Genomic DNA, 305 nt, shown 5'->3' with positions numbered 1-305 from the left:
GCAGCAGCGCCTCGTTGGCTTCCAGGGTCTGCGCCGTCTTGGCCAGCAGCGCCTCGATCAGCGGCAGATGGCGCCCGTCGGCAATCATCGCCCGCAACATCTGGCCCAAGAGCGGTGCCAGGTCGATCCGGTCTATCTGCTGGCGCAAGGCCTGCTTGGCCATGCCGCCCAGCTTTTCGCGGTCGAGCGATTCCAGGATATCGGCCGCCAGGCTGGCGGCACCGGCGGCCAGGCGCCCCTGCTCCCCGCCTTGGCGTGGCGCCGCCAGGAAGGAACCGGCCGCCCCGGCCACGTCCAGCCCGGCC

General features: G+C 71.8%; 1 protein-coding gene. It reads right to left on the bottom strand.

Going from position 1 to position 305, the window contains the following annotated elements:
- Window positions 1-305, bottom strand: a 305-nt coding sequence (locus H926_RS31090) for a DUF445 family protein (RefSeq protein WP_043610609.1), incomplete at both ends; no start/stop codon positions are given.

Origin of the sequence: Novosphingobium sp. B-7 (assembly GCF_000410615.1) — a bacterium.
Taxonomy (GTDB): domain Bacteria; phylum Pseudomonadota; class Alphaproteobacteria; order Sphingomonadales; family Sphingomonadaceae; genus Novosphingobium; species Novosphingobium capsulatum.
Note: the sequence above shows the minus strand (reverse complement) of the source record. Positions and strands in the feature narration are given on the sequence as shown.